Below are 25,507 nucleotides of genomic sequence, written 5' to 3'. Positions count from 1 at the left end.
AGCAGCAGCCAGGAGCAAAGTGGCGAAACGCAGCAAACTAACCCACGGCCAACAGCGCCGGGTTAAAGCCAATCAGGCCAAGCGCCTTAATAAGAAAAAAGACGAGGTGCAGTTCGACGACGCCCTGCTTGGTCAAGCCGAGGAAGGGCTGGTGTTGTCGCGCTTTGGCCAACATGCCGACGTGGAAGACAGCAATGGCCAGGTACACCGCCTGAATATCCGCCGCACCATTGATTCGTTAGTCACCGGTGATAAAGTGATTTGGCGCCGCGGCAGCGAAGCGCTAGCGGGCATTAGCGGTGTGATTGAAGCGGTACACGAGCGCCACTCGGTACTCACCCGCCCCGATTTTTACGACGGCATCAAACCTGTTGCCGCCAATATCGACCAGATGTGTATTGTCTCGTCAGTGGTGCCGGTACTGTCTACTCACATCATCGACCGCTATTTGGTCGCCGGAGAAACCCTAGGGGTGGAGTCGGTGATTATTCTCAATAAAACCGACATGCTTGACCCAGGGGCCCGCCAAACGGCCGAGCAGCAGTTAGCGCTCTACAAAGACATTGGCTACCAGGTGCTTTTTGTCTCGGTTAAAGAAGGCGAAGGTATGGACGCTTTACAACAACTGCTGGCAGATGAAGTGAGTATTTTTGTCGGCCAGTCTGGGGTGGGTAAATCGTCGCTGGTAAATCGCTTACTGCCCGATGCCCAGGCACAGGTTGGTGATGTGTCAGAAAACTCCGGCCTTGGCCAGCACACCACGACTGTGGCGCGGCTTTTTCATTTTCCAAGCGGCGGCGAACTGATTGATTCCCCCGGCATTCGTGAATTTGCGTTGTGGCACTTAGATGAAACCACCATTGCCAAGGGCTTTAAGGAATTTCAGCAGTTCCTCGGCACCTGTAAATTTCGCGACTGCAAACATAAATCTGACCCAGGCTGCGCCCTGCAAGCGGCGGTAAAAAGTGGAAAACTAGCCCAGAGCCGTTTGGACAGTTACCATCGCATCGTCGACTCACTCGCAGACAGTCGCCCCAGCTATGTCTAAAGCGCCAACGAAAGACAAGGAAAAATCGGTGTTTGACCAACTGAAAATTGCCCTGCAGTACCTTATTCCCCAACACGGCTTATCTCGCCTGACCGGGGCCTTGGCTTCGGCCCGTGCCGGTTGGTTAACCCGTGCTTTTATTCGCTTTTTTATCAATCGCTATAAAGTGGATATGAGCGAAGCCAAGCTGGAAAGCCCGGAAGATTTCGACACTTTCAACGCCTTTTTTACCCGTGAGCTAAAACCTGGCTTGCGCCCGCTGGCCAGCAGCGACCTTATTTTGCCGGTAGACGGCACCGTCAGCCAGTTAGGACCGGTGACCGCCGGTCGTATTATTCAAGCTAAAGGCCACGATTACAGCTGTGATGCCTTGGTGGGTGTGCCGGAACTTGCCGCGCCGTACCAAAGCGGCAGCTTTGCCACCATTTATTTGGCGCCGCGTGACTATCACCGCATTCATATGCCGGTAAAAGGCACCTTGACCGACATGATTTATGTACCGGGAGATCTGTTCTCGGTGAATCCCTTGACCGCCGAAAACGTGCCCGGGCTTTTTGCCCGTAACGAACGGGTGGTCACCCTTTGGGATACCGAGGTTGGCCCCATGGCGCTGGTGCTGGTCGGTGCCACCATTGTTGCCAGTATTGAAACCGTTTGGGCTGGCACCGTTACACCGCCAACAGGCAAAGAAGTGCGCCATTGGGACTATCGCCACCTCAAACCCATCACCCTGGAAAAAGGTGAGGAAATGGGCCGCTTCAAACTGGGCTCAACCGTGGTGCTGCTCTTTGCTGAAAACGCCGTGCAATATACTGAAGAACTGGCACCCGGCGTGGTAACACGTCTAGGCGGCGCCTTCGCCAACAAACCCAGCTAATGCACTCTCGCCGTAGTCTTTGGGAACTGCACATTGCGGTGCTGCTGTTTGGCGGCACCGCGCTTTTTGCCAAGCTGATTCCCCTTAGCGCGCTAGACATGACAGTGCTGCGCTGCCTGATAGCGGCCGTTACCTTGGCCGTTGTCGTCAAGGCCAGTAAAGGGCGGCTGCGATTAGGCAGCCTGCGCGAATACGCCGTGGCGCTGTTACTTGGCGCGGTGGTGAGCTTGCACTGGGTGACCTATTTCGCATCCATGCAGGTATCAACGGTGGCGGTGGGGATGATTGCCTTTTTCACCTACCCGGTGATGGCGGTACTGCTAGAACCGCTTATCAAACGCCAGTTGCCGCAGCGCCGCGATTTGGCAGCCGCAGTCATGGTGCTAATCGGTATCGTGATGATTGTGCCTGACACCAACCTTGGTAACAGCACCACCAAGGGCGTGGCGCTCGGCATTTTCTCGGCGCTGCTGTTTACCATCAGAAACCTGTTACACAAGCATCAGTTCAGCCATCATTCTGGCCCTAAGGCGATGTTTTACCAGTGTTTGGTGGCAATGATTGTGCTGGCTCCCTTTCAAAGCCAGGCGGCGCTTAGCATGCCAGCTTGGGGCTGGGGCCTGCTGGTGATTTTGGGCATCGGCTTTACCGCCGCCCCCCATGCCTTGCTGGCCCAGGCGCTGGGTAACTTAAAGGTAAAAAGTGTGGCGCTTATTTCCTGTCTGCAACCTATCTACGCCAGCGTTTTAGCGGCATTGGTGCTGCATGAAATACCAAATTGGCGTACGCTCGTCGGCGGCGCGCTGGTGGTCAGCGCCGCTGTATTTGAAACCCTGGCGGCTCGTTCTCAAAAGCCCTGACTCCGCGCCATTGCTGGCGAGTCAGGGTAAAAAGCCCTAGGATGAGAAAGAATTAGTTCAGGGAAGTTTTCATGCCCGCACTGCTGCGCATCTGCCTTATTGGGCTCCTGCTATTAGGCACTCAGGCTCAGGCCAACACCTCCATTCAAAAACTGCTCAAAGTGCAGATGCAAACCAAGGCACAAGCAGCCAAGAAGGCTGGCGATGCCCAGAGCGAGCAGTTAGCGGCGTTATATAACGAAGCGGCCCAGTTGCTTGAACAGCGTGACGAGCATCTAAAGGTTGCCAAGCAGTACCAAGATGTTATCGACAACTTCCCCAAAACCCTCGCCAAAGAAGAAGCTGAGGTAGCCCAGTACCAATCTCAAACCTTGCCTGACTACCAGCATTGGAGCGAAGACCGCCTCGACCAAACCTTGCCGGAAGTCATCACCGACCAGCAAAGCCTTAACGACCAGCTAGACAGAGTCATCAGCGAGCAAAGCCGCATCAGTAGCCGCCTTGGCCAAGGCAGTGCGCAGGCGGCTAACCTTCGCAACGAACTCAACCAGCAACAAGACGCCCTGGACAACATCTCCGGCACCGACGCCCAAGATCAGGCGCGCATGGCGATGCTGCAAGCCAAAATCGCCATGCTCAATGCCTGGATCCACCGGCTGGAACTGGAAGATGCGTCATCCAGCCAGCGCCTGCGGCTAAAGGAAGTGCAGCAAGAACTGTTGAGCCTGAAAATTGCCGATAAAGTGGCGCAGCAGTCGGCCATTCAATCGGCCCTGAATGCCAAGCGCCAAGCCCGCATTCAACGCACCTTGATGGAAAGTTTGGATAAGGATTATCAGAACCCTTATCTTGACCAGCTAGCCCAGCAAAGTGTCGGTTATGCCGACAAGCTGACGGAGCTGAACGATGAAATTGTCGATGCGCTGTCCAAGTTACGTAAGGTTAAGCAGCAAAACCTGGAATGGCGGGAATATCAGTCCTCGGTACAAAAGCAAATTGAATGGCTAAAAGTCAGCGCCGCCTTTGGTGAAACCTTACGTATTCGCTACGACCAGCTGCCGCATAATTTTCAGCACAAACAACTCATTAACGCCATTAATCAGGCCCGTATCGACAAATACGAGTACGACCAAAAGCTAAAAGCAGCCAGCCCCGACAATGCGTTAAGCAAGCTGTCTGACAAACAGGCCACCCAAGCCAAAAAGCTGCTTTCCACCCGCAAAAAATTGCTGAAAAAGCTGTCTGAACGCACCTTTGAATACCTAAACCACCTGACTCAGCTCGAAATAGCGACCGGCGACCTCGAAAAAACCGTTGGCGAGCTAAAAACCCTGATTGAGGGGCATCTGTTTTGGATACCCAACGCCAGGCCATTAAGCTGGGACTGGTTAACCTCCTTGGTGGGCGATAGCGCCCAATTTGCCAAACAAAAGCTGGAAGCCGGTAACGAATTTAAAGTCACTCACCACCCGCTACTGGTGGCATTAGTGGTGGGGCTGCTGGTGTTGGCAGCGGTGATTCGCTGGCTTGAAAACCACCGCTTGCGCCGGCGCTTAGCCGAACTGGCCAAGCCGGTGGGTAACGTGACTCGCGACAGCATCAGAACCACCTTTAAAGCCCTTGGCCTTACCCTCGGTTACGCGACACCGCTGCCGCTGTTATTTTTGGTGCTGGGCCTGATGGCCAAAGACAATCAACCGGCATTGTCGGCAGCGCTGTTAAGTGGGGCACTGGGTACCGCCATTTGGCTGACCATGCGTAACCTCACCGACGATGAAGGCATTCTACAGGCGCACTTTCGCTGGCGGGCGGCCAGCATTCATCGCTTACGGCTGTTAGTACGCCGCCTGGCCTTGATAGCCACGCCGCTGTTAATGCTGATGGTGTTTTGCCAGCTGCAAAACGACGAAGCCATTCGCCAAGGTCTTGGCCGTTTGGCCTTTTTGGCGCTGGCCGCTGGTATGACGGTGTTTTATCAGCAGCTGTATAAACACCGCACCTTGCTGGTTTATAACCTTGAAAAAGGGCTGAAACCGCGGCCATGGCACCACCTGCTTTGGTGGGTCTCTATTGCCCTGCCACCAACGGCTCTGGTACTGGCCATCACCGGCTATTACTACACCGCCCAGCAATTGTTGTGGTTAGAACAAGTCTCGTTGCTGATGTTGTGCGGTTTTGGTTTTGCCTATTACCTGTCAAAACGGGCGCTGCTGATTGAACGGCGCAAAATCGCCTTTGCCCAGGCCAAGTTAAAAAGAGCTGAATTGCTGGCACAGCGCAACAAAGAACTCGACGAGGAAAGCGAGCCTGGCCCGGAAGTACCGTCGGAAGAGTCGCTGATTGATATCGATACCATTTCCAGCCAGTCCATCGCCCTGATGCGCACCCTGTTCAAACTGGCTTGTGTCATTGGTTTAGTGGTGCTGTGGTCCTCGATGTACGACTCCCTGTCGTACTTTGAGCGCATTAATCTTTGGGATGTCACCACCACTATTGATGGTGAAGAGCAGCAAGTGCCGGTCACGTTGATGGCGGTGATTTGGGCATTGTTAACGGTAATGCTCACTGTGATTGGCAGCCGCAACTTGCCTGGCCTTTTGGAACTGGCGGTACTGCAGCGCATGAAACTGAGCCCCGGTACCGGCTTTGCCGTCACGACGGTGTCACGTTACCTGGTTATTGTGGTGGGCGTGACCACAACCTTTGGCCTGTTGGGTATTGAATGGTCCAAGGCGCAGTGGCTGGTGGCGGCGCTAACGGTAGGTTTGGGTTTTGGTTTGCAAGAGATCTTCGCCAACTTTGTTTCGGGGCTTATCATCTTGTTTGAAAAGCCCATTCGTATTGGCGACACCGTGACCATTCGCGATCTTTCGGGCACCGTAACCCGCATTAACACCCGTGCCACCACCATCGTGGATTGGGATCACAAAGAGATCATTGTGCCGAATAAGGCCTTTATCACCGAGCAGCTGGTGAACTGGTCGCTTTCCGATCCCACCACCCGGCTTATTATCCGGGTCAGTGTTAATCACGGCTCGGATACCGATTTGGTACAACAGTTGTTGCTGGAGGCAGCGCAGCGATGTCATATGGTGCTGGACGATCCGGAACCCTCCGCCTATTTGCTGGGTATTGGGCTTTCTTCTTTGGACTTCGAACTGCGGGCCTATGTTGGCGATACCGACAACCGCTTGCGCACCTGCCATGCGCTTTACAGCGACATCCATCGCCAGTTCAAAGCCCGAGGTATCGATTTGGCTTGGCCAAAAATGGACGTGGCAATGCAACAACCGATGCCCGCGCCTTTAAAGCCCTGATGAGCGCCACAAGATGATGAAAATATTCGCCCATCGCGGCGCTTCCGGTGAGGCCAGTGATAACACCCTGACCGCCTTTAAACTGGCCCTGGAACAAGGCGCCGAAGCGATAGAGCTGGATTTGCAGCGCTACCAGGATGAGATTTACATCCTCCACGACCGCTGGTTGCATCACTGCACCCTAAACGGCCAAGGCCTTTTGGAAAATCAAACACCTGAGAGCCTGGCCGCGGTGGATGCCGGAGATGGCAACCCCATTCCGACCCTCTGGCAGGTATTAGTACTTTGCGCCGGGCGCTGCCAGCTGAACCTGGAACTCAAAGCCCACGATTTACTGCCGGTGCTGGTGCCATTACTTGAAAAGGCAGTTAACGAGCTCGGCTGGAAACCCGAAGACTTATTGATTTCCTCCTTTCACCACCGCCAACTTGCCGCTTTTCAAGCCATCAAACCCGACTGGCCCATTGGCCTTTTGATTAGCCATATTCCCTTGGAGTTGGCCAGCATGATGGGGCCACTGAAGGTGTTTTCTTTGCACCTCGATTGCAGCTTTGTAGACAAGCATCTGGTTTTTGAAGCCCAAGCCATGGGCCTTAAGGTTTATGTCTATACCGTTGACGAACCTGAAGATATTCACCGCTTAGCCCGGCTTGGCGTTGATGGCATTTTTAGTAACTTCCCCGCCCGCAGCCGCCAATGGCTGCATAGCCACGTCACCTAAATGGCTTGATGGAAATAATTAGTAACGTCTTAGGGTAGACGGTTAAGTTGCAAGTCGGTATCGTTATCAACCCTGTTAGGTAATAACATACGCTATGACTCTGCTCCGTCCCCAGCGCCGCCCTTGGTTATGGCTGCTGCTCGCCGTATGGCTAGTGGCAGTGCAAGGTTTTGCGTTGGAACATGCAGACAAGCACAGCCTGACCCGCGACCAAAATAACTGCCAGCTATGTAATTTCGCCGGCCACAACGATATTGGCTTTAGCTTTAGCCTTACCGTTCGCCCACCGGCACCCATTTTGGTTGCTGCCCGGCAACTGCCTTACACCAAACCACAATTAAACCCGAGCCGCCGTATGCCGGTGCGGGGACCGCCTGCTCTGTCCTGAACAATAACAACCTTTAAAAAATATTCGTCTTAGAGATTTGCTGTTTTTAAGGACAGACGACATGAAATTTGCCCCATTATATTTGGCGCTGGCTGCTGCTGGCGTTGTGACACCTGCGTTTGCGGCTACCGTTACCGGTACCGTTGTTGATGCCTCCGGTAACCCCATTAAAGGCGCAGCCGTATCTACCGACGGTTCTGCCACCAAAGCCATTACCGATGCCAAAGGCCATTACAGCCTGGAAGTAGCCGACAATAGCCACCTGCACCTGCATGCCGGCGCTGACCAGTACGCTCACCAAGAGTCAGAAATTGACACCACCACCGGCAGCCTGACTAAAGACTTCACCCTGTCTGCGGTTAACGTTGAAAACATCGTTGTAACCGGCACCCCACTGGGCCGTACGGAACTGGAAAGCGCTATTCCGGTATCGGTGCTGTCTGCAGATGCCCTGCGAAAATCCACCGCGCCGTCTTTGGGTGACACCCTGCAAAACGAGCCCGGCGTACAAGCCTCACACTTCGGCCCTGCCGCCAGCCGCCCGATCATTCGCGGTATGGACGGCCCACGGGTGCAAGTGCTGCAAGATGGCCTGGCGGTAGGTGATGCTTCCACCGTGTCTGCTGACCATGCGGTAACCACCGAAGCGACCACCGCCAAACAAATCGAAATTCTGCGCGGCCCAGCCACCTTGCTGTACGGCAACGGTGCCATTGGTGGCGTGGTTAACGTCGTAGACTATCGCTACAGCGAAACCCCTATCGACGGCATGACTGGCAGCTTAGCCGCCCGCTATAGCACCGTTGATAACGGCAAAACCGCGGTTGCTAACCTCAACACCGGTAACGGTAAATACTACTGGCATGTTGACGGTACTTCCCGTCACGCCCAGGACGAAGACATTCCTGGCGACGCTATCGAAGGCGAACCTAACCCGTCAGGCAAGCTCAGCAACAGCCAGCTTAGCCTCGAAGAATATGGCTTTGGCGGTGGTTACACCGGTGACAACGGTTATGTAGGTGTAACCGGTAGCCGCACCGTCAACAAATACGGTATTCCGCCAACCACCACAGATGCCGACGACCCAACGGTCAGCATTGATATGCGTAAAACCGCTTATCAATTACACGCCGGCCTCAACAATCCTTTTGCTGGTTTCTCCAGCGTGAAATTCGACGGTGGCTACACCCACTACGAACACGCCGAACTGGAAAACGGTGACCCTGATACCGTCTTTACCAACAAGTTCAGCGAAGGCCGTATCACCCTGGCCAACAACCCATGGGGTGAATGGCAAGGCGTTGTCGGCGCGCACCTGACGCACCGCGATTACCAAATCGACGGTGAAGAAGCACTGACCCCGAACACCAAAACCGATACTGCCGCTGCCTTTATCGTGCAAGAGCGCCAAGTGGGTAACTTCCGTTACCAACTGGGTGGCCGTTTGGAAAACTACAAGCTCAAGTCCAGCTCAATGAACCTGGAAAGTGCTGCCGGTGATAACGAGTACACCCCTGCCGATATCAACGACAACGATTTAAGCCTGTCTGCCGGTACCGTTTGGGACTTTACTCCGGGTTACAACATGAGCGTGTCTTTAAGCCGCGCCGAACGTAGCCCAACAGCTGAAGAGCTATACAGCTACGGCCCGCACGATGCGACGCGTACCTTCGAAGTGGGTTCGCTGTATAACATCAACGGCGGTGACGTTGTTGCCGATTCCGGTAACCCGAAAAAAGAAACCGCCAATAACATCGACTGGAGCCTGCGCAAGTTTGACGGCGATTGGTCCGGTACCCTGAGCCTGTATTACAACAAGGTCAGCAACTACTACTATGAGCACGACACCGGCCTAACCGCTGCCGATATGGGTAACGATGAAGATCCTAGTCTGCCGGTTTATCAGTTCAGCCAAGGTGATGCCACCCTGTACGGCTTTGAGGCCAAAGTAAATGTGCCGTTCGGCGATTACTGGTCGGTTGATGCCATGAGCGACTACACCCGCGGCAAACTGGACGATGGCGGCAACTTGCCACGCATCTCACCACTGCGTGTTGGTGCCACCCTGAACTTCGACTACCAGGACTGGCATGCTGACATGGGTGCCACCGGTTACAGCAAACAAAGCAAAACCGCCGAAAACGAAACCGACACCGCCGGCTACACCCTGGTTAACGCCTCTGTGGGCTACCACGTGTATCAAAGCCAAGGCGACTTGTTCGTTTACTTAAAAGGCGACAACTTGCTGGATAAAGAAGCCCGTCCTGCCACCTCTTTCTTGAAAGATGCGGTACCGTTACCGGGCCGTAACCTCACCTTGGGTGTGCGTTACAGCTTCTAAATGTGACCCTCGAAAAAGCCGGCCTAAGGGCCGGCTTTTTTATTGCACCACGGCGATGCGGGCGGCGTTATCGTTATCAACGCCCAAGACATAAAAAAGCCCCCAAGCAGGGGGCTTTTTTTAAGCCGCGTTAGCGCTTAAACCGTTACTGATGCCCTTAGGGTTAGGGCCATACAGGTTGGTGCCAGGATGGCTATCAGAGCACATGAACACCAAGAAAATAATGCCACCGGCCAGCGGGATCATTTGAATCAAAATCCACCAACCACTGCGGCCGGTATCATGTAAACGGCGCACCGTTAAAGACAAACTTGGGATCAGAACCACTAGCGCATAGACCAATTCGATAATGGCTAACCGCGGTTCTTGAGTCACCTGTATTAATACCATTATCGCCACAATGATCAGCAAGTTAAACAGGCCAAACATCCAATATTCCTGGCGGCGAGCACGGCCGGAAAAGTCAGCATATTTACGAAACGCAGCAAGATAGTTATCCATTACAACATCCTTTTTTCATTAACAAGCAAGTCCGTTCACGGTGAACGGCTAAGAATTTAACCGAAAATATTCATCTATATGAAGCGGCTATTTCTGCAAAATCTGTGGACAATCTCTTAAATGGTAGACAGATAACGCTTAAATGATAATAATTCTTATTTGAGAGGTTATCAAAGGATCTGCCATGAAGGCCTTGTTATGGTTACTGCTACTGCCACTTAGCGCCTTAGCCGCTCCCCGGATTGTGACCACCGGTGCCAGCGTCACCCAAATTGTTGAAACCCTGGGTGGCCAAGGGCTCATTGTTGGCACCGACTCCACCAGTAAAGGGAACTACCCCAAGCTTGGCTACTTCCGCCAGTTAAGCGCGGAAGGGGTACTGAGCCTCAAGCCCACCGAATTGTGGGCCGCCCCCGGCACGGGCCCGGCGGCAGTACTCAAACAATTGCGCGAGAGCGGCGTGAAAGTACGGCAGCTGCCACAAGCACCTGATCTGACGGGCCTTTATCAACACATCGAGCTACTGGGGCAGTGGCTTGGCAAAAGCCAAGAGGCCGCAGCTTTAGTTAGCCAAATCCAGGCCCAGCTTGACTCTTTGGCGCCGTTAAATCGTCATCCTCGTGTACTGTTCCTATTAAGTGTTGGCGACCGTGGGCTGATTGCCGCCGGCCAAAAAACCTGGCCCGACACCTTGATGAAACTGGCAGGGCTAACCAATGTGGCCGCCAGCCAACAAGGCTATAAGCCTTTTTCAAAAGAAATGTTGCTGGCCAAGGTCGACTTGGTATTGATCCCCAATTACCTCAGCGCCCACCCAGAGCAACTTTGTCAGCAACAACCTTTGAGCCTGATGGGGTCTCGCTGCCGGGTTCGGGCGCTACCCGCCACCTTAGTGATGTCCCAGGGGCCGCATGTTGTTGCCGCTGTTGAGGCGCTTCGCCATGCACTGGATTAGACGTCAGCGTCGCTGGCCTTGGTTGCTGGTGGCGGTGCTACTGACGTGGCTGAGCTTATCAACCGGGCCTGCTGGCTCCGATCCCCTGCTGCTGTGGCACTACCTCACGGCCCGGCATAGCGACGGTTTAACCCCGGCGGCCCTAGCCTTGGAGCAAATCCGGCTACCAAGACTGTTACTGGCGATATTGGTCGGTGGCGCGCTGGCTGTAAGCGGCGCCGTACTGCAAGGGCTTTGCCGTAACCCTCTGGCCGATCCGGGCCTGCTTGGCCTGTCTTCGGGTGCAGCGCTGGCGGCGCTGGCTTCCATTACCTTGCATTTGGACTGGGGACTCTCGCCGTTGTGGCGGCTACCACTGGCGGCATTTGTTGGTGCCCTTATCACCGGCTTTGTGGTGATCCGTTTTGCCTATCGCGGCAGTGAGCTTTCCATTACCCATTTGATTTTGGCCGGTGTTGGCGTCAATGCCCTAACCGGCGCGCTAATGGGTCTTTTGAGCCACATTGCCGATGAGTCCAGTCTGAAATTAATGACCTACTGGACCTTAGGCAGTGTGGCTGGCGCCAGTTGGCCACAGCTCATCATTGCTAGCCCCTTGATGCTGCTGGCGCTGGCGCTGCTTTGGCCTTGGCGGCTGGGGTTAACCCTTTGGCTACTGGGCGAACGCGACGCCACCACCCTTGGGGTGGACGTCAGAAAAATGCAGCGGCGTCTACTGCTGATGGTGTCGGTATTGGTGGCGGTCGCAACGGCTTTTACCGGCGTTATCGGCTTTGTGGGTTTGGTGGTGCCACATCTATGCCGGATGCTGCTGGGCACCGATAACCGGGTATTGCTGCCAGCCAGTTTAGTGGGCGGGGCAATGCTGATGGTGTTATCCGACTGGTTAGCCAGAACCCTCGTTGCCCCTCAGGAACTGCCGGTAGGCATTGTTACCGCACTAATTGGCACACCGGTGTTCTTATACCTATTAAGGAGGCAACATGCTTGAAGCTCGCGGCCTGCAATATCGTCTTCCTTCGGGTCAATGGCTGCTTAGGGATATTAACTTTCGCGCCAACCCCGGCGAGCTGATTGCCGTGTTAGGCGAAAACGGCGCCGGAAAATCGACCTTGCTGCAGCAGTTAGCCGATGCACAGCAAAATACAATTTACTTAGATGGTTGCCCATTAACGCACTGGTCTTTGGCACAGTTGGCTCAGCGCCGGGCTTTTCTGGGACAAGCTCCCCAGTGTCCAGCCGCCATGACCGGCGCCGAGCTGGTTGCCCTTGGCCGGGCCCCTTTTATGGAATCAAGCCGCCGCAGCCTTGCGGCGAGGGAGCATTGGCTTAGCCGCTGCCAATGCCAGTCACTGGCCAAGCGGCCCTTAACGGAATTATCCGGTGGCCAAAAAGCGCGGTTACATCTGGCCCGAGTACTCTGCCAGCTGCATCAGGTCGAACGGCCGGTGTTGCTGTTAGATGAACCCACCGCCGCCTTAGATTTGGCGGCCCAACACCAATTGTTAGCTCAGGTTAAGGCACTGTGTAGTACCCAAGGAACCTTAGTGTTTTGGGTGGTACACGACCTTAATCTGGCCTGCCAATATGCCAGTCGACTGTTGTTGCTCAAAGCGGGCCGACTGCTGGCCGATGTGCCGCCTGTTGAGCTTAGCGATAGCCTTGCCAGCCGACTTTATAATCACCCCATGTCTAGCCACCGCCTGCAAGGGACAGAGACCTTGCTGTGGCAAGCCCAAGTTGGAGTTTCACACCATGCGTCATAGCGCTGTGCACCAAGCCCGCGAACTGCTGTTAAAAATTCAGTCCGGCGTGCTCGCCACCCATTCCAAAGCCCTGCCCGGTTATCCCTTTGGTTCGGTTACGCCCTTTGTGCTGGACCGCGACGGCAGTTTACTGATTTTTATTTCTGATATTGCCCAGCACAGCCGTAACCTCAATATGGACCCGAAATGCTCGGTAACGGTATTCGAGCAAACCCTTGATGCCGACCAAAACACCCAGGGCCGGGTCACAGTACTGGGCGACGCCGTGCAGTTGGCCGATGCCGAAGGCAGCAATGCTTTTGACCTTTACTGCACGCACTTTCCCGAATCTGCCGGTTACCGCGATGCGCACGACTTCGCCGTCTGGCGCCTCGTTCCCAAACGTATTCGCTATATTGGCGGCTTCGGCAAGATTTTCTGGCTGGAACGCCAGGAATGGCAAGACGCCGTTGGCCAGTGGGATAAAAGTGCAGAGCAAGACATGATTGCGCACATGCACCAGGACCATCACGACGCCATTAAAGCCATGGCCAAGCACTTTTTCGGTAAAAGCCGGGCGGCAGAGCTGCTGTCTATTCACCCAGAAGGCTGCTTGATGCGCCTTGAAGGTGAAGAGCGCGCCCGTTTGCTGGCTTTTGATGATAACGCCATGGATGCCATGGCAGTGCGCAAGGCCTTGGTAGCACTTACCCAGCAAAGCCGCGCCGCCTAAGGTTACGCCATAAAAAAAGCCGGCAATTGCCGGCCTTTTTACGAAGTAGCGGCTTATTTTACGCGCGAAACGTATTCGCCAGAGCGGGTATCAACCTTCACCACTTCGCCAATTTGAATAAACAGCGGCACCTTAACCACGGCGCCAGTGGTCAGGGTAGCAGGCTTACCACCGGTACCAGCGGTGTCACCTTTAAGGCCTGGGTCAGTTTCGGTAATTTCCAACTCAACGAAGTTCGGCGGCGTTACAGCAATTGGGGCACCGTTCCACAGGGTCAGGGTGCAGATGTCTTGCTCAACCAGCCATTTAGCACTGTCACCTACCGCTTTTTCGTCGGCAGCCAGCTGCTCAAAGGTTTCGTTGTTCATGAAGTGCCAGAACTCGCCGTCGTTGTACAGATAGGCCAGTTCCATGTCCATTACGTCAGCGCCTTCAACGGTTTCACCGGATTTGAAGGTCTTTTCCAAGGTCTTACCGGAGATAAGCTTCTTGATACGAACGCGGTTAAAAGCCTGGCCCTTGCCGGGTTTAACCAGTTCGTTATCGATGATGTTGCAGGGCTCGCCGTCTTGCATGATTTTGAGACCGGCTTTGAATTCGTTGGTACTATAGGACGCCATTTTTGCCTCTATACAATCTGTTGTCGCTTACTTTAATGCCGCAAATAATAACCGCAAAAGCGCCGATGTGGGAGCTTTGCTGGCGAGATGAACTCAAAGCCGCCATTTCTGACCCCAAAACATTGGCCGAAAACCTGGCTTTAGACCCGAAAAACTGGTCTGAAGGTGCTGGCGCTCGCCGCCTGTTTGCCCTGCGCGTGCCGCGCCCTTTCTTGGCGCTAATGGAAAGGGGCAATATTGACGACCCACTGCTGCGCCAAGTCATGACCGATAGCCGCGAATTTATCGAAACACCCGGTTTTTCAACCGATCCGTTAGATGAGCAAGACGCGGCTGTGCCCGGACTTTTACACAAGTATCAAAGCCGGGTGCTTTTTATCTTAAAAGGTGGCTGCGCGGTCAATTGCCGCTATTGTTTTCGCCGCCATTTTCCCTACAGCGACAACCCCGGCAACAAAGCCAGCTGGCAAGGTGCCATTGACTACATCGCCTCGCGGCCAGAAATAGAAGAAGTGATCCTCTCCGGCGGCGATCCGTTAATGGCGAAAGACGAAGAACTGGCCTGGCTTTTTGAACGCCTTAATGCCATTACGCATTTAAAGCTGTTGCGCATACATAGCCGCTTGCCGGTGGTGATCCCCAGCCGAATTGACCAGTCTTTTTTAGATACCCTGGCCTGTAGCCGTTTGCCGGTCACCCTAGTGCTGCATATTAACCACGGCAATGAAGTCAGCAGCGATTTAGCCAAAGCTTGCGCTGCCCTTCGCGCCGCCAATGTCACTTTGCTCAACCAAAGCGTGCTACTAAAAGGGGTCAATGATGATGCTGACACCCTGGTCACGCTTTCCCACCGTTTATTCGCCGCCGGCATCTTGCCCTATTACCTGCACCAGCTCGACAAGGTACAAGGCGCGGCGCATTTTCTGGTGGCCGATGAGCGCGCGCGCGTTATCATGCGCCAACTTAATGCCCGGCTCTCGGGCTACCTTATTCCCCGCCTGGCCCGTGAAGAGCCAGGAAAACCCGGTAAAACTTTGTTGGATTTACAGCTATGAGCACCCCACAACAGCAGGCCGTTATTGGCCACCTGCGTGACAGCATTAAAACCGCCTACCAACAGGCGCTGGACGCCGACACGGTATTAAACGGCCTGGCCAGCGAAAACCTGGCGCAGTTTGAGTCGGTGCTTAAACCCGGTTCCGGCTTTAATACTGAAGCGGTGCGCTTTAAGCCTTATGTAGAAGAGCTTGGCCAAGACCTAATCGCCCTGGAAGCAAGTGCTGATTTTAATCAGGCCGTGCAAAACCTTACCCGTAAACTGGCTTTGCTGCTGCAAACCCTGGCCCGCTTTAAAACAGTCAGTAAGCAAGCCGATTAAGCCCTGGCTGCGGCAAGGTGCCTCAAAAGGCGCACCTTGCCGCGAATAACAAACTGATAGCTTGTTGCTTTTGTCGCCATTGGTCATAGTGTCTTTTATATACAAATGGACACCTTTCCGGAGAGCGACATGGAACAGCGCCCCATCCCGCAAGAAGCCTTTGACTGGTACGACGAATACGCCCACGGCCTCATAGACAGACGCACCTTTATACAGCGTTTGACAGGCTTAGCGGCGCTGGGGTTTTCCCTGGCAACCTTAACCTCGGCACTGCTCCCCAACTATGCCAATGCCGAGCAAGTGTCTTTTAACGACCCCGCCATTAAAGCGAACTACCTAAAATTTGATTCTCCAAAGGGCTATGGCGAAGGCCAAGGCTATTTGGCAGCGCCCGTACAAACGGATGAAAAGCCACTGCCAGCGGTGTTAGTGGTGCACGAGAACCGCGGCCTTAATCCCTACATTAAAGATGTGGCAAGGCGCTTGGCAAAAGCCGGTTACCTGGCTTTTGCCCCCGATGCGCTCTATCCGCTGGGCGGTTACCCAGGCAATGACGATGACGGCAGGGCCATGCAAGCCAGCATGGATAAAGGAAAGATGGAAGAAGACTTCATTGCCGCGGCGCTAATGTTAAAATCGCACCCCCGCAGCAACGGCAAGTTAGGGGCGGTTGGCTTTTGTTTTGGCGGTTACATCGTCAACATGCTTGCTGCGAGCCTGGCGCCACCATTAGCAGCAGCGGTGCCCTTTTACGGCACCCCAGCGGCAGAGCCGTTACGCCATAACGTTAAAGGACCTTTAATGCTACATTTTGCCGGCCTTGATAAACGCGTTGATGCCACTTGGCCCGCCTATGAGCAAGCGCTCAAACAAAACGGTGCCCAGTACCAGGCCTTTTTTTATGAAAACACCAACCATGGCTTTCATAATGATTCTACGGCCCGCTACACCCCTGAAGCTGCCGAGCTTGCCTGGTCAAGAACCCTGGCCTTTTTTGCCAAGCAGTTGGGCTAAGAGGCCAGCGGCCCATAACACCTAAAACCGAGAACAAGAACATCGTTATGTCTCAGCGGCTGTTGTTTAACCTGACTCTACTGCTTACCAGCCTGTTGCTAACCACCTCGGTTTGGGCTGGCCAATGTACCCTCAGTAACGGCCAGCACAGCAGTAAGGCTGCAACAAAGAGCAGCTTAATGTCGGCGCTCTTTATTGATGCCGGTAACAGCCATATTGCTGTCGATTGCAAGAACATCACCGATAGCAGTTTTTTACAGATCCGCGCCTTGGAGTTATCGCATTACCAGTTGCAACTCAACGGCCAGTTGCTAGAACCGGTGCGCAATCAACGTTTGACCTACCTGCTTCCCAGAGGCGATAGCCATGGTGTGCTGACGCTGCGCTCGAATATTGCCCGGCCGCTGACCTTTTGGTTGGCCGACGCCAAACAGTTCAACCTCAGCAATATCTGGCACAGCTGCGTGATGTTTTTGTATCTTGGGTTGGCGCTGACCTTGGTGCTTTACAACCTGCTGCTGGGCATTCGCCTCAAAAGCAGCCTTTTCTCCCTATACAGCCTCTATACCTTGAGTTTGGCGGTTTTTTTATCACTGCAAGAAGGCATACCACTGCTGATCACCGGCAACAATGAAAACCTCATTCCGGCTATTTTTTGGTCGTCACTGGCGGTGCTGTCCGGCAGTGCTTTTTTCTCAAGGATGATGCAGCTTCATCGCCATTACCCCAAAGCCCTTAAACTCACGGTACTGTTGCCCGGTTTTACGATGCTGGCGTTGGCACTGACCACCGGCACCAGCCATATCTTCCAAAGCACAGCCAATAGCCTGCTGAACTATTTAGCCATTGTCGTTATTTTGTCGTTGCTGGTGATGACGGCGCTGCGCCTTAAACACAAAGACCGCGATGCCGTATGGGTAACCCTGGCGTTAGGTATTTTGCTGATAGGCATGCTGCTGCGGCAAAGCCATTTTAATACCACGTCTTATATCTCTTATTACGTGATGATCATTGCCGCGACCGTTGAAGCATTAATGCTGGCGGCCCTCGTTAGCCAACGTTTAGCCATCTTGCGCGAAGAGCACCAGCATGCCGTAACCCAGGCCAACACCGACCCCTTAACCGGGCTTCTTAACCGGGCCGGCTGGCAGGCCGCCGCAAGCCTGCAACAAACCGAGCCAGAGCAGCACAGTTTATTGTTTATTGATTTGGATAAATTCAAAGACATTAACGACAGCTTCGGCCACCAAGCCGGTGACGACGCCCTGAAGGCAGTGGCCAAAATGCTGACCAGCACCCTGGGCAAAAACGCCATTATTGGTCGCTACGCCGGGGATGAGTTTGTGGCCTTTATCAGCGATGCCAGTATCGGCATTGCCAAGGCCAAAGTGGAAACCTTGGAACACCGCTTAAAGCAGCTGAAGGTAGCAGGCCAAACATTTACCGTCAGCGGCAGTGTTGGCGCCTACTACTTGCATGCAGAAGATAACTTAGAAGAGGCATTAGCCAAGGCGGATGCCAGCATGTACCAGCACAAGAGCGACAAAAAGGCCAGCTCATAACCCGCTGGCCTTTTGGGCTTACCGTTATTGTGGCAGTAACTTCATTACCTCTGCACTGTAGCGGCTGCCAGCAACGGCGGAAGCAGGAAACACCTCATCAATGGCTGCTAACTCCTGCGGGCTGAGGCTGACATCAAGCGCTTGAATGTTATCCAACAAATAACGGCGTTTTTTGGTACCGAACAGCGGAATAACGTGTTCGGCCTTAGCCAGTAGCCACGCTAAAGCCAGCTGACTCGGGGTAACCCCTTTGTCTTTAGCCAAATCATTGACCGCATCCACCAACGCGAGGTTACGCTGAAAATTCTCGCCCTGAAAACGCGGGTTAAAACGGCGAAAATCGTCGGCTTCAAAATCGTCAATACTACGAATGGCGCCACTTAAGAAGCCGCGGCCCAAGGGGCTGTATGCCACAAAGGCCACCCCAAGCTGTTGGCAGCTCGCCAATACCGATTTTTCCGGGTCGCGGGTCCACAAAGAATATTCACTTTGCACGGCGCTAATGGGGTGCTCCTTGTGGGCTCGGGCCAGGGTTTGGGCATCCACTTCGCTTAACCCCAAAAAGCGCACCTTGCCTTCTTTGACCAAGTCCGCCATGGCGCCGACAGTTTCTTCTACCGGGACATCTGGGTCCATGCGGTGCTGATAGTAAAGGTCCAGATGCTCAGTGCCCAGGCGTTTAAGGCTGCCTTCAATGGCGCTTTTAACGTACTCAGGACGACCGTTAACGCCTCTTTTTTTAGCGTCATTGGCGTCACGCACAATGCCAAATTTGCTGGCTAAAAAAACCTGGTCACGGCGGCCTTTTAGGGCGGTCGCCAGTAACTTTTCGTTGTTGTGTGGGCCGTAAATATCGGCGGTGTCCCAAAAATTCAGGCCTTTTTCCAAGGCAAGATCCAAGGTTGCCAGTGACTCGCCATCATCGCGGCTTCCATAAAACTCACTCATTCCCATGCAGCCCAGTGCCAGAGCGCTCACCTGTGGGCCATTTTGCCCTAATTGACGTGTTTTCATCTCAACCTCCACTGCTGATTAACCACAGCATCTTTGTTTTTGGCTTCACGATAAATACACTCAATACAGTTTTACTGTTTGGGATTTACGAACAATATGGACAGACTGCGTACCTTAGCCATTTTTCAGCGGGTCAGTGAAAGCCGCAGTTTTACCCAGGCGGCCGCCAGCTTAAACTTGCCGCGCTCGACGGTGACACAAGCTATTCAGCGCCTGGAAGGGCAAATTCAAACCCAGCTACTGCTGCGTACCACCCGGCAGGTCAGCCTGACTAACGAAGGCGAGTTGTTTTTGGCCAAGGCGCGGCAACTGCTGGCAGAGTGGGATGAACTGGAAAACCTGTTCGGGCCTCAAGAAAGCGTGGGGGGCTTATTGCGTATTGATTTACCCAGCCGCCTGGCAAGGCTAGTGGTGGTGCCAGCCCTCAGTGACTTTCATCAGCGCTATCCCGACATCCAATTGCATTTGAGCATTTCCGATAAACCCATCGACCTTGTTAAAGAAGGCGTTGATGCAGTGCTGCGGGCGGGCGAGCTGCAAGACAGCAGCCTGATTGCCAAACGGCTCGGGAAAATGCCGCTGGTTACCCTGGCAAGCCCCGCCTATTTAGCCCAATTTGGCACGCCACAGCACCCCAAAGCCTTGGCTGGGCAGCAAATGGTGGGTTATGCCCTGCCCTCAAGCGGCCGTATTGAAGCCTTGGAATTTAAGGTAAATGGCAAATATGAAGAGGTGATGCTGGCGCATCCGTTAGTGACTAACGGCGCTGACGCCTACATGGCGGCAGCCTTGGCAGGGTTTGGTTTAGTGCAAGCGCCCCTTTACGACGTGAAAGCGCAGATCCAAAACGGCCAGCTCACCGAAGTGCTGGCCGACTTTCCCCCCAACGCCATGCCGCTAGCCATCTTGTACCCGCAAAAACGCCATCACAGTAGCAGGGTAAAGCACTTTGTGGATTGGTTAGCGGCACTGTTGCAAGCGTCGGAGGTGGTTATTTAGCTGGCGAGATAGCCGCCATCAACAGCGTAATAAGTACCGGTTGCAAACGAGGCGGCGTCACTGGCCAACCAAGCCACCAACTGGCCAATTTCTTGCGGTTGGCCAAGCCGGCCCATGGCATGCTTGCTCGCCAAAAAGTCTTGCGCCTCTGGCGACAGGGTTTTATCCACCAGTGGCGTATGAATAAATGCCGGCCCCACCGAGTTAATGCGCACGCCATCTTCGGCATGTTCTAATGCGGCGGACTTGGTCATCCCTACCACGCCGTGTTTTGCGGCAACGTAAGCCGACGACAAGGCAATACCTACTTGCCCCAACACCGACGCCATATTGATGATGCTGCCGGATTTTTGCTTGGTCATCACTTGCAGGGCTGCGCGCTGGCAATAGAAAACCCCACTGAGGTTAACGGCGATCACCTTATCCCAGCTGTCGATGGGGTAATCACCAGACTTGGCAGCAGCGCCACCAATACCGGCATTGTTCACGGCGATGTCGAGGCCACCCAGCCCCGCAACAGTCGCTTGCATGGCAGCATCCACAGACGCCGGATCGCTGACATCAGCAATGACGGTAATACAGGGCACATCGTATTGAGCCAATTTCGCTTTAGCAGTATCAAGGGCGTCTTGAGAGAGGTCCCAAAGGGCAATAGCGGCGCCGCTGGCCGCCAGCGCCTCAGCACAAGCCAGACCAATACCCGAAGCGCCGCCGGTCACCATGGCTTTTTTATTACTGAGTTGATAATCAATCATTTTTATCTCCGCGTGTGTGAGGTTTTTCATCAACGCGACCAGCCTACAGCAATTATTATTTCGCCAATTACAAGACTAAATTGCCAGTGCCGTAATCATCGCCAACAGGGAAAGATAAAATGGCAGCGCAACAGTCAATGTGTTTAAAAATCAGACAGGAAGAAACTAGTTATTTGAAAAATATCGCTTTTAATAGGCGATTATCGCCGCTTATTTTCATCAAAAAGCGCACTTAAATGCCCCTGGTAGGGCTGGTTGTCATCCATTTTCTGCAACCTTGCCGTATAGCTTGCCGACAGCACAATGCAATCGCGTTGGACTATGTCGTCCACCACAAGGAGATGGTATGAAACTGCTAACCACACTGGCCGCAACCCTGGTCTTATCCCCGATGCTGGCCATGGCCGCCGTGCCGGTTATGACCCATGACTCAGCCAAAGGTAAAGTGTTGACTGACGCCAAGGGAATGACACTCTATACCTTTGATAAAGATAAAAAAGGCATCAGCAACTGTAACGGTAAGTGCGCCGAAAAATGGCCACCGTTAATGGCCAAAGCGGGCGCTATGGCTGAGGGTGATTACAGCGTTATCAAACGCCAAGACGGCTCTATGCAGTGGGCTTATAAAGGTTGGCCACTTTATTACTGGGTAAAAGACAAAAAGCCTGGTGATGTCAGTGGTGACGGCAAGGGTGGTAAATGGCACTTGGTTCACCCTTAAACCTGGCTTTATGCATCAAAAACCGGAACCCTGTTCCGGTTTTTTTGCAGCTGTTCTTTATCTTTTTGGGTGGCGCAGAGCCTTGCTGCCAGAGAGTGGCCGTAAAATAATCGGGCGCGGCCGGCAAATAAAGGTGATAATGTCGCGGTCCCACCATTAAAGGATCAGCTCCCATGACCCAATGGCAAAAAAGCTACGACACCTTCCTTGCCCGCATTCAGGAAACAGGCGAACTGTGGAGCCTGAGCTGCGAAGAAGGCTGGGTGATCTGCGACTCTGCGGAATTTGAAGACACCGAAGTTATGCCGTTCTGGTCTTCCAAGGCCGAAGCCCAGCGCCATTGTGTGGAGCAATGGGATGACTACCAAGCAGAACGTGTCAGCTTGGCAGACTTTGTTGAACTGTGGCTGCCAAACCTTGCTGAAGACGACATTTTGGTTGGCCCCGACTGGAACGACGACCTTGAAGGCCTGGAAGTCGAACCTGGCGACTTGGCCGAGTCGTTGCTGGCCCAGCAATAAGCGGCTGTTTAGCATGCATCCCAAGAGCCCTGTCAAAAGCAGGGCTTTTTTGTGACCAGAAGAAGACAAACAGCCCATACTGGGATAACAAATGAGAATAATTATTAAATGATATTGATTCTCATTTAATAATTGGTAATCTTGCCTGCACTTTGCCAAATACAGGGAAATGCACGCAATGAAAGTCCCCCCACGGTTTGCACTCTTCGCGCTGAGTTTAGCCGTCAGCCAAGCCTTGGCTACCGAACAGGCCAGCAACCAAGCCCCCCAGACAAGCGATGGTCTGGAACACATTTTGGTGCAAGGACAAAAGGCACAGCTTGCCAAGCCCGACACTGCCGTTACCACCATCAACGCCCAGCAAATAAGCCGCACCCTAAGTACCGACTTAAGTGATGTATTGCGTTATGAGCCAGGCGTAACCGTTACCCCCAACAGTCGCGGTGGCGGTGGTATTGGCACCATCAATATTCGTGGCTTGGATGGAGATAGGGTCAAAGTGCTGGTAGACGGCGTGGAAATGGCCGACACCTATACCCCAACCTCAAGCACCTACTTAAATGCCGGCCGCAACACCTTGGATGTTGACGCGCTATCGCAAATGCAAATTGTCAAAGGCGGCGATGTTAGCGCGGGCTCCGGTGCATTAGGGGGTGTGGTGGCATTTAAAACCAAAGATCCGGCGGACTTTCTTGATAGCAACGGTAACGACAGCTACCTCGGCCTGGAAGGCGGTTATCGCAGCGACTCGGAGCAATACACCGAAAGTGGCACCCTAGCCAACCGCACTGGCGCGGTGGAGTCGTTGCTTATTTATACCCACCGCGATGGCCAAGAAACAGAAAATCACGGTGGCGGCAGTGATATCAGTGGCTCAAGCCGCGGCGCCGTTGACCCCGGTGATACCCAGTCTGACAACGTGCTAGGCAAACTTATCTGGTATGCCAACAGCCAAAATGCGTTCGGTGTAACCGCCGAACACTATGAGTACCAGTCAGACTTCGACCTTTATTCCGAAAGCAGCTCAGACGAACCAGAAATTCAGCAAGATGATGTTACCCGCAACCATTTAGGCCTTTACCAGGTCAGTACCTCGGCAACCGCCTTTTACGACCAACTGCAATGGCAAGTTGATTACCAAAAGACCCGCACCAAGAGCTATACCCTTAATCCGTCTAGCAGCAACCAATACAACCGCTTGTATGCGCAAAAAGGCTGGCAAGGGAAAGTCGATTTAAGCAAACAGCTTGGCAACCATCTGCTGAGTTACGGCCTTAACTACCGCTACCAAAAATACCAAAATCTGGTGCACGAAACCGCCTCGGGCACTACCACCACCAGCCGTTTTTCACCCAACGCCACCGGCGATAATTACGGCTTGTATCTGTCTGACAGCTGGCAGCTAACGGACAGCTTCACCCTGCTACCGGCGTTGCGTTACGACAACTACCGCTACAATGCCGACGCCGATCAGTATGTCACCACCGACTGGGGCACCAATAAAAGCAATAAGTTAACAGCGCAGCTTGGCATGAACTGGGCGCTGACCGATGTCTATTCGCTGTACGCCCGTTATGGCAGCGGCTTTCGGGCACCGAGCTTTGAAAACCTCTACTACTACTACGAGCATTCCGGCAGTTTTGGCAGCTATAGCTATGGCTACCTCATCAAACCCAACCCTAATCTCAAACCGGAAGAAAGCACCTTCGCCGAGCTAGGGCTGCGCATGGCTGGGCGCTACGGCTATGCGCAACTGGCGGTCTACGACAATAAATACCGCAATTTCATCCAGCAGCAATATTCATTGGGTGCCAGCACTGAATATCCCACTGGGGAATTTACAACTGTGAACCTCAACGGTGTGGAAATTAAAGGGGTGGAGCTCAGTGGCGAGCTGGAATTGGCATCGGTGCTGAGCAGTCAGTTAACCCGTGGCATTGTGCTAAGTGCATCGGCTGCCTACGCCGATGGCAGCTACAGCAGTTATGAAGATGCCAGTGGCAACGTTACCAAGAACATGCCGCTAGACAGTATCTCACCGATGACCATAGTGGCGGGCGTACAATACGACGCTCCCGGCAGTGATTGGGGTAGCAGCCTACACGCCACCTGGACCGCCGCTAAACGCCAAAGCGACATCACCAGCAGCAGCCAGTGGCTGGCCACCCCCAGCTTTACGGTGCTCGATACCACGGCTTACTACAAACCGATGGCTAACCTGAAGTTGTCAGTGGGTGTCTTTAACCTGTTGGACAAAAAATACTGGCTTTGGAACCAAATTCGCACCCTCAGCGACAGCAGTACCAACCTTGACCGTTATAGCCAACCCGGCCGCAACGTTAGGGTGAATTTTAAGCTCAGCTTTTAACTGTTTTGAGCGATAAAAAAGCCCGCCTTACGGCGGGCTTTTTTATCATTACAGCCAGCGTTCAAAATGAAACTCGTCGGAACGCTCACCGTCAGTCAGTAACCAAGCACCTTCCATAAACGTCGCGCTCAGGGTCATATTACGCTGGGCAAACGCTTCTAGGCGTGGCAGCTGTTCAAAGCCCAGATTCAACACCTCAAGCCGCTTCAAGCCTTTGATTTCATCGCCAAACTGCTTCCACCATTGCTCGGCGCTGCGGGCACCATAGCTGCATACCAATACCCTTTCGCTGCGAGACAGGCCCTGTTTAATGCGTTTTACGCTGGGCTCACCCAGCTCAATCCATAGCAAAATACGGCCATCAGCGGCTTTTAACCAAAGGTCGGGCTCGTCGTCGGTCGAAAGCCCTTTGGTAAAAGAGAGGTTTTCATCAGCATAGGCAATAAAAGTCAGTAACCGCACCATCAGCCGCAGCTCGGTTTCTGAGGGATGGCAGGCCAGGGTTAAGGCATGGTCGCCGTAGTAATGACGCTCTAGGTCACTGATATTGACCTGTGCTTTATAGATGGTGGCACCTAACGCCATAACCGCTTTCCCAACCGTGAAAAGGCGCAGTGTCCGGTAATGGCGTGGTGCTGTCTAGTGTTGTAAAGCATTTTGGCCCCTTGAGAACGAAAAAGCCCTGAGCGTGGCAATCAGGGCTTCTTTGTAAAAAGGGCGGCATAAAGCGCCTGTTTTCGCGGGCCAAAGCCGAAGGTTAGCCCTTAGTCCAATAAGGCATTCAGGCCAAGGCCGGCCATATTGGCACTAAATTCCATCACCTCATATTGGGCGATACCTTCTTTAAAAAAAGGGTCGTTGTGGTAGAACGCCTCAACCGCCTCTCTATCTACTAACCGGCAGAGGATCACCCCACCATCGCGCGGCTTTTTCGGGCCAGAAGCCAGCACAAAGCCTCTTTTATAACCCGCTTTTAGCCAAGCGCGATGGGCATCAACAAACTGGTCTACCTCTGCCAGCGGTTTTTGGTATGTCAGCGATAAAATAAACATGAGGTAAGCTCCAGCAG

General features: G+C 53.6%; 25 protein-coding genes. 19 read left to right on the top strand and 6 right to left on the bottom strand.

The features are described 5' to 3' along the window. Positions 1 to 19: 19 nt before the first annotated feature. The 7 genes from rsgA to DW350_RS02605 all read left to right on the top strand — a co-directional run bounded on the left by rsgA (position 20) and on the right by DW350_RS02605 (position 9,552). Positions 20 to 1,048, top strand: coding sequence for a small ribosomal subunit biogenesis GTPase RsgA (gene rsgA, locus DW350_RS02635; protein WP_115717366.1), 1,029 nt, complete (start codon positions 20 to 22; stop codon positions 1,046 to 1,048). A 28-nt stretch (positions 1,049 to 1,076) separates the two neighbouring features. Next, a complete protein-coding gene (gene asd / locus DW350_RS02630) occupies positions 1,077 to 1,925 on the top strand; it encodes an archaetidylserine decarboxylase (RefSeq protein WP_226911373.1) in 849 nt (282 codons plus the stop codon). Beyond that, complete coding sequence (locus tag DW350_RS02625) at positions 1,925 to 2,785, top strand: DMT family transporter (protein WP_115717364.1); 861 nt, start codon at positions 1,925 to 1,927, stop codon at positions 2,783 to 2,785. Before asd ends, DW350_RS02625 begins: the two co-directional genes overlap by 1 nt. A gap of 71 nt (positions 2,786 to 2,856) precedes the next feature. Continuing rightward, positions 2,857 to 6,102 carry a mechanosensitive ion channel domain-containing protein gene (locus tag DW350_RS02620; RefSeq protein ID WP_115717363.1) on the top strand — a complete coding sequence of 1,082 codons (3,246 nt, stop codon included), beginning with the start codon at positions 2,857 to 2,859 and terminating at the stop codon, positions 6,100 to 6,102. A gap of 13 nt (positions 6,103 to 6,115) precedes the next feature. Further along, the gene (locus DW350_RS02615; RefSeq protein ID WP_226911372.1) at positions 6,116 to 6,823 is read left to right on the top strand and encodes a glycerophosphodiester phosphodiesterase; all 708 of its coding nucleotides are present in this window, start codon (positions 6,116 to 6,118) and stop codon (positions 6,821 to 6,823) included. Positions 6,824 to 6,917: 94 nt separating this feature from the next. Then, positions 6,918 to 7,211: a hypothetical protein gene (locus DW350_RS02610; protein ID WP_115717362.1), complete on the top strand. Its 294-nt coding sequence runs from the start codon at positions 6,918 to 6,920 to the stop codon at positions 7,209 to 7,211. A 61-nt stretch (positions 7,212 to 7,272) separates the two neighbouring features. Continuing rightward, entirely contained in the window at positions 7,273 to 9,552 is a 2,280-nt protein-coding gene (locus tag DW350_RS02605) for a TonB-dependent receptor (protein ID WP_115717361.1), read from the top strand. A gap of 120 nt (positions 9,553 to 9,672) precedes the next feature. Here the strand turns inward: DW350_RS02605 and DW350_RS02600 are convergent, their stop codons facing one another. After that, positions 9,673 to 10,053, bottom strand: a complete 381-nt coding sequence (locus tag DW350_RS02600) for a DUF805 domain-containing protein (protein ID WP_115717360.1) — start codon at positions 10,051 to 10,053, stop codon at positions 9,673 to 9,675. Positions 10,054 to 10,237: 184 nt separating this feature from the next. On the opposite strand from DW350_RS02600, the gene DW350_RS02595 reads away from it, so the two are divergent. From DW350_RS02595 to DW350_RS02580, 4 genes are read left to right on the top strand one after another with little or no spacing between them, the layout of a single operon-like run. Next, positions 10,238 to 11,008 (top strand): heme/hemin ABC transporter substrate-binding protein, encoded by a 771-nt coding sequence (locus DW350_RS02595; RefSeq protein ID WP_115717359.1) that lies wholly within the window; start codon positions 10,238 to 10,240, stop codon positions 11,006 to 11,008. Further along, on the top strand, positions 10,995 to 11,999 hold the full coding sequence (locus DW350_RS02590) for a FecCD family ABC transporter permease (protein ID WP_115717358.1): 1,005 nt from the start codon (positions 10,995 to 10,997) through the stop codon (positions 11,997 to 11,999). The genes DW350_RS02595 and DW350_RS02590 overlap by 14 nt, the downstream gene beginning before the upstream one ends. After that, a complete protein-coding gene (locus tag DW350_RS02585) occupies positions 11,992 to 12,774 on the top strand; it encodes an ABC transporter ATP-binding protein (protein WP_115717357.1) in 783 nt (260 codons plus the stop codon). The genes DW350_RS02590 and DW350_RS02585 overlap by 8 nt, the downstream gene beginning before the upstream one ends. Next, positions 12,764 to 13,486 (top strand): HugZ family pyridoxamine 5'-phosphate oxidase, encoded by a 723-nt coding sequence (locus tag DW350_RS02580; RefSeq protein ID WP_192954784.1) that lies wholly within the window; start codon positions 12,764 to 12,766, stop codon positions 13,484 to 13,486. Before DW350_RS02585 ends, DW350_RS02580 begins: the two co-directional genes overlap by 11 nt. A gap of 53 nt (positions 13,487 to 13,539) precedes the next feature. Here the strand turns inward: DW350_RS02580 and efp are convergent, their stop codons facing one another. Continuing rightward, a complete protein-coding gene (gene efp / locus DW350_RS02575; protein ID WP_115717355.1) occupies positions 13,540 to 14,106 on the bottom strand; it encodes an elongation factor P in 567 nt (188 codons plus the stop codon). Positions 14,107 to 14,141: 35 nt separating this feature from the next. On the opposite strand from efp, the gene epmB reads away from it, so the two are divergent. The 4 genes from epmB to DW350_RS02555 all read left to right on the top strand — a co-directional run bounded on the left by epmB (position 14,142) and on the right by DW350_RS02555 (position 18,060). Then, the gene (epmB, locus tag DW350_RS02570) at positions 14,142 to 15,161 is read left to right on the top strand and encodes an EF-P beta-lysylation protein EpmB (RefSeq protein ID WP_115720534.1); all 1,020 of its coding nucleotides are present in this window, start codon (positions 14,142 to 14,144) and stop codon (positions 15,159 to 15,161) included. Further along, positions 15,158 to 15,484, top strand: coding sequence for a prephenate dehydrogenase (locus tag DW350_RS02565; RefSeq protein ID WP_115717354.1), 327 nt, complete (start codon positions 15,158 to 15,160; stop codon positions 15,482 to 15,484). The genes epmB and DW350_RS02565 overlap by 4 nt, the downstream gene beginning before the upstream one ends. A gap of 129 nt (positions 15,485 to 15,613) precedes the next feature. Then, positions 15,614 to 16,498 (top strand): dienelactone hydrolase family protein, encoded by an 885-nt coding sequence (locus tag DW350_RS02560; protein ID WP_115717353.1) that lies wholly within the window; start codon positions 15,614 to 15,616, stop codon positions 16,496 to 16,498. 47 nt (positions 16,499 to 16,545) lie between these two features. Next, positions 16,546 to 18,060: a GGDEF domain-containing protein gene (locus DW350_RS02555; RefSeq protein ID WP_115717352.1), complete on the top strand. Its 1,515-nt coding sequence runs from the start codon at positions 16,546 to 16,548 to the stop codon at positions 18,058 to 18,060. A 24-nt stretch (positions 18,061 to 18,084) separates the two neighbouring features. Here DW350_RS02555 and DW350_RS02550 read toward each other — a convergent pair whose 3' ends face one another. Next, positions 18,085 to 19,074 (bottom strand): aldo/keto reductase, encoded by a 990-nt coding sequence (locus DW350_RS02550; protein WP_115717351.1) that lies wholly within the window; start codon positions 19,072 to 19,074, stop codon positions 18,085 to 18,087. Positions 19,075 to 19,170: 96 nt separating this feature from the next. Here DW350_RS02550 and DW350_RS02545 point away from each other — a divergent pair, with 96 nt between their 5' ends. Further along, positions 19,171 to 20,073, top strand: a complete 903-nt coding sequence (locus DW350_RS02545) for a LysR family transcriptional regulator (RefSeq protein WP_115717350.1) — start codon at positions 19,171 to 19,173, stop codon at positions 20,071 to 20,073. Here DW350_RS02545 and DW350_RS02540 read toward each other — a convergent pair. Further along, a complete protein-coding gene (locus DW350_RS02540) occupies positions 20,070 to 20,828 on the bottom strand; it encodes an SDR family NAD(P)-dependent oxidoreductase (protein ID WP_115717349.1) in 759 nt (252 codons plus the stop codon). The two genes, DW350_RS02545 and DW350_RS02540, sit on opposite strands and share 4 nt — an antisense overlap. Positions 20,829 to 21,174: 346 nt before the next feature. Between DW350_RS02540 and DW350_RS02535 the strand changes: the two genes are divergently transcribed. The 3 genes from DW350_RS02535 (at position 21,175) to DW350_RS02525 (ending at position 24,438) form a co-directional block, all read left to right on the top strand. After that, on the top strand, positions 21,175 to 21,549 hold the full coding sequence (locus DW350_RS02535) for a COG4315 family predicted lipoprotein (protein WP_115717348.1): 375 nt from the start codon (positions 21,175 to 21,177) through the stop codon (positions 21,547 to 21,549). Between the two features lie 173 nt (positions 21,550 to 21,722). Beyond that, positions 21,723 to 22,070, top strand: a complete 348-nt coding sequence (locus tag DW350_RS02530; protein ID WP_115717347.1) for a DUF2750 domain-containing protein — start codon at positions 21,723 to 21,725, stop codon at positions 22,068 to 22,070. Positions 22,071 to 22,248: 178 nt separating this feature from the next. Further along, positions 22,249 to 24,438 (top strand): TonB-dependent hemoglobin/transferrin/lactoferrin family receptor, encoded by a 2,190-nt coding sequence (locus DW350_RS02525; RefSeq protein ID WP_192954783.1) that lies wholly within the window; start codon positions 22,249 to 22,251, stop codon positions 24,436 to 24,438. Between the two features lie 48 nt (positions 24,439 to 24,486). Here DW350_RS02525 and DW350_RS02520 read toward each other — a convergent pair whose 3' ends face one another. Beyond that, positions 24,487 to 25,023: a YaeQ family protein gene (locus DW350_RS02520; protein ID WP_115717345.1), complete on the bottom strand. Its 537-nt coding sequence runs from the start codon at positions 25,021 to 25,023 to the stop codon at positions 24,487 to 24,489. Between the two features lie 179 nt (positions 25,024 to 25,202). After that, positions 25,203 to 25,490: a YciI family protein gene (locus tag DW350_RS02515; protein ID WP_115717344.1), complete on the bottom strand. Its 288-nt coding sequence runs from the start codon at positions 25,488 to 25,490 to the stop codon at positions 25,203 to 25,205. Between the last annotated feature and the right edge of the window lie 17 nt (positions 25,491 to 25,507).

Source organism: Gallaecimonas mangrovi, from assembly GCF_003367375.1.
GTDB lineage: Bacteria > Pseudomonadota > Gammaproteobacteria > Enterobacterales > Gallaecimonadaceae > Gallaecimonas > Gallaecimonas mangrovi.
Note: the sequence above shows the minus strand (reverse complement) of the source record. Positions and strands in the feature narration are given on the sequence as shown.